Raw genomic sequence first — 3,934 nt, forward strand, 5'->3', positions numbered from 1 at the left:
CGTCCTCCAGCGGGACGCTCAGCGACGCCTCCGTGCCGGCGTGCAGCGCGGCGACCACCGCGAGGGTGTTCATCCTGGCCGCCTCCACCCACAGCCGGGGCCCGGTCGCGGTGCCGTGCGCCCGGCGCAGCATGTGCGCGATCCAGGCGCCGGTCGTCGGCGCGAGCAGCAGCCGCTCGACCGGCTCCGGCGCCCGCCCGGCCGCCTCCTTGAGGACCCGCCAGGCCTGCGCGACCGGCGTGAGGGGAGTGGGCAGGTCCCAGAGCTGCTTGAGCAGGGTGCGCAGCAGCAGCAACCGGCGTGCGCGTTCGCCCTGTTCGAGGAAGGCGACGGCTTCGGCGGAGTGACCGCCGGCGGCGAGTTCGTCGAAGAGGGGGGCGGGCATGCGGAACGTACTGGGGTGCTCGTTGGTCATCACCGGTGCCTCCGGTCGGGGGAACGGGCGTGCGGGGCCCCGGGTACGGCGCCCCGGCACGGCGAGGGCCCTCACTCGGCCCGGGCGGGCCCCTCGCCTCCGCCTCTGATGCCGCCGCGGGCGCGCAGGACCTCTTCGAGAACGCGAGCGGTCGGGCCGAGCGGCCTGAGATCGTCCACCGCGGTCAAGGGCAGGCCCGCGAGGTCGGCCAGATCCGAGTCCCACCCACGGGCATCCGTGACGGTGGACCACTCATCGGCGGACGCCGATGCCTTGTGCGGAGCGGGTGGATCTTCCACGGTGTGTCCCCCTTCTCGCACGGTGACACCCGATGCCCCGTGTCCCCGTTTCCTCATGGCCTTCCCACCATGTCGACATCGCAGGATCAGGCCACTCAATCACACCAGCGTCGCAAGGGCCGAACCCACCTGGCGCATCGGCTGGTGTTCCGGACTTCCTAGAGCGGCAGGGGTGCCAGATCGCACTCGATGCGGCGGCGCAGGCGTGCCGCGAGGAGCCAGGGGTTGTCCGGACGGACGACGCGGCCGAAACCCTCCACCGCCCTGCGCTGTTTCTCGTCCGCCTCCGCCCCACGGCCCAGGCCACGCAGGTCGAGGGCCAGGTTCGCGGTGCAGGAGAGGGTCAACGGGTGTTCCTCACCCGCGGCTTCGGCGAGCAGCGCCAGGTTGCTCTCGTCGATCTCGTACGCCCGGCCGAAGTCCAGCCGCATGTAGGCCGTGTTGGACTGTCCCATCGCGGTGGTCAGTGTCACCACATGCCGGGGCCCCAGTGTGTCGGCCATGCGGCGGGCGGCCTCGTCCTCCAGTTCCCGCGCTGCGTCCAGGTCCCCGAGCACGCGCAGCGTGGCGGCCAGGTTCGCCTTGGTCAGCAGCGTGTGCACATGGTCGACGCCGAGTCGCTGCTCGAACCCCCGCACGGTCGTCTCCGCCAGCCGGCGGGAGCCCTCCAGGTCACCGGCCAGGCGCAGGTCGACGGCGAGGTTGGCCGCCGTTGCGAGGGAGTCGAAGTGGTAGGGCCCGTAGCGGGAGACGAAGCGCCTCAGCGTCTCCTCGGAGAGCCGGCCGGCCTCCTCCAGCGCACCGTCACGACGTCGGCAGACCGCGAGGTTGCAGGCGATGCGCAAAGTGAGCGGGTGTTCCTCACCGAACGCGTTCCGTGCCCGGCGGTGCACGTCCTCCTGGAAGTCGCGCGCGTTGCAGTAGTCGCCGCTCTCGCGCATGTCGATGGTGAGAGCGTTGAGGGAGTTGAGCGTGAAGAAGCTGGCGGGACCGAACAGCCGCTCCCGCTGGCGGGCGTTGTCCCGGTCCAGTGGCAGGGCCTGGCGGAACCTGCCGCACAGCCGGAGGTCGATGCCCCAGGCGTGGGTGGCGCGCAGCGTGATGGGGTCGTCGGGACCGAACAGGGTCCGGGCCAGCTTGGTGGCCTCCTCGGTCAGGGTGCGGGCCTCCTCCGAGCGTCCCTGGTAGACGCGGGCGTCGGCCATCTCGCAGAGCGAGTCGATCAGCTCCTCGCTGTCGTTCTCGATCCGGCGCGAGATCTCCAGCGCCTTCTCGGTGAGCGGGATGGACTCGGGCACCCGGCCGTTCTGACGCAGCAGGAACCCGAGGCTCTTCGTCATGCGGATGACGTGGTAGTCCTCCTCGCCGGAGGCCTCGTGCCAGGTGTTCCAGGCCTGCTGGGCGAAGTCCGCGGCGCCTTGCTGATCGCCCCAGTAGTAGAGGAACCAGACGGTGTCGAAGACCAGGTCACGCACATAGGTGTCGGTACTGGTCACCGCCTGCGAGGTGAGGACGTGCGGAAGCAGTTCCTGGTAGGCGCGCCATTCCAGCGACGATCCGAACGGGCCCGGCTTGGCGGCCGACAGGAGCTGGTGGGCCGCGTCCCGCATCCGCTCGCGCTTCTCCAGGTCCAGCTTGGCCAGGAGCACCGTCTGCAGCAGGCGGTGCATCTGCAGGGTGTCGGCCCGGGGGTCCACCCTGATCAGGGAGAACTGGTTGAGGTCGCGGATGGCGCGGTTCATCTTGATCGACTCGCGCAGCAGGGGGTCGACCTCGGGTGTGATGTTGATGCCGCGGCTGCCGCGCAGCATGGACCGGGGAATGGGCTCGGGGGCCATGCTGGCGCAGATGTCGAGGAGTTGGCGGGCTCCCGGGTTCTTCTCCTGGATGCGCTCCAGGGAGATGTCCCACGCCGCGGCGACGGAGACCGGGTAGTCGGGCGCCGGTTCGAGTTCGAGGATCTCCGGGCTGCGCCGGGCGAGCAGTTCCAGGTACTCGCCGACGAGCATGCCGGTGACCGCGCGCCACGCGCCCGCCTGCTCCACCGCGAGCGGCAGGTCGCCGAGCGCCTCGGCCAGCCGGTCGGCGTCCTCGTCGGAGAGGTCCGGTGAGCGCCTCTGCAACAACTCGATGGACTCCTTGCGTTCGAACACGTCCACCGGAAGCGGCGTGGCGACCCGCTCCCAGGCCCTGTTCCGGGACGTGACGATGACCTTGCCGGGCCCGTTGGTCGGGAAGTACCGGCGCACGCCTTCGACGTCCTCGGCATTGTCGAAGACGAGCAGCCAGTCGTCGTACGGCTCCCCGGAGCGCAGTGCCTCCAGGACGGCCGGCACCGCCGTGTTGGCGGTGGGGGTGCCGGCACCGTCCTGTTCGGCGACGCCCAGACGGGCCGCGAGTCCGGCGAGCGCGGCCAGGATCAGGCTGTCGCGCTCGGCCGGGATCCAGCAGATCACCTTGTAGTCGCGCTGGTGGGTGTAGACGTACTCCAGAGCCAGCTGGGACTTGCCCACACCACCCAACCCGTACAGGGCGTGCGGGAGCACGGCCGCCGTGTCCTGCTCCGCGAGTTGTTCCTCGACCGCGCGCAGCAACGCGGTACGGCCCACGAACGACGTGTTGCGCAGGGGAACGTTGACCAGGAGGGCGGATGCGCCGGGTTCGAGCGGCGGAGTCGTGTTCATGCCAGGCCTTGCCTCCGTGGAATCACCGGACGATCGCGAGGTCACCGAGTCCGTGTATGCGGATGATGCCCGGACCGGCGCCTCGTCACGTGACGCGTCGGCCGTAGGCCGGGAAACGCCGACGGGGTCGGCCACGGGCTCGAGGTCCGCCTCGATCCGGCGGGCCCGCTCGGCGTAGGGCCCCGACAGCGCCCTCATGACGGCGAGTTCGGACCGCTGCCACGCTCCGGCGGACGCGCCGGGCAGCCCCGCCCCCGCCGGATCCCGCAGCGCCGCACGCAGGGCGACACCGTGCGCCCCCGCCGCCGGCAGCTCGCCGAGGATCGAGACGGTCCTGGCCAACTGGCCGCGGGTCGTGGTCGCGAGGAGGGCCTCACGGGCCCCCACGGCGAACTCGGGCCGCGCCCTGCCGTCGTCGCCCCAGTCGATCAGGCCGCCCATCAGGATCTCGGCCAGGTGCTCCGGGCCGGCCTCCGGGACGGTCCGCCGGCGCACCTGCTCGACGAGGGCGAACTCGAACGGGACGGCCGCCAGCC

At 71.4% G+C, this 3,934-nt stretch carries 1 protein-coding gene and 1 pseudogene; both read right to left on the bottom strand.

Annotated features, from left to right (window positions below):
* Window positions 1-415: pseudogene (locus B7767_RS02505) on the bottom strand (radical SAM protein); the annotation flags it as partial.
* Between the two features lie 457 nt (window positions 416-872).
* Window positions 873-3,934, bottom strand: a 3,062-nt coding sequence (gene fxsT, locus B7767_RS02515) for an FxSxx-COOH system tetratricopeptide repeat protein (protein WP_256923296.1), incomplete at its 5' end; no start/stop codon positions are given.

The organism is Streptomyces sp. 13-12-16 (genome assembly GCF_002114215.1).
In the GTDB taxonomy this organism is placed as follows: Bacteria; Actinomycetota; Actinomycetes; order Streptomycetales; family Streptomycetaceae; genus Streptomyces.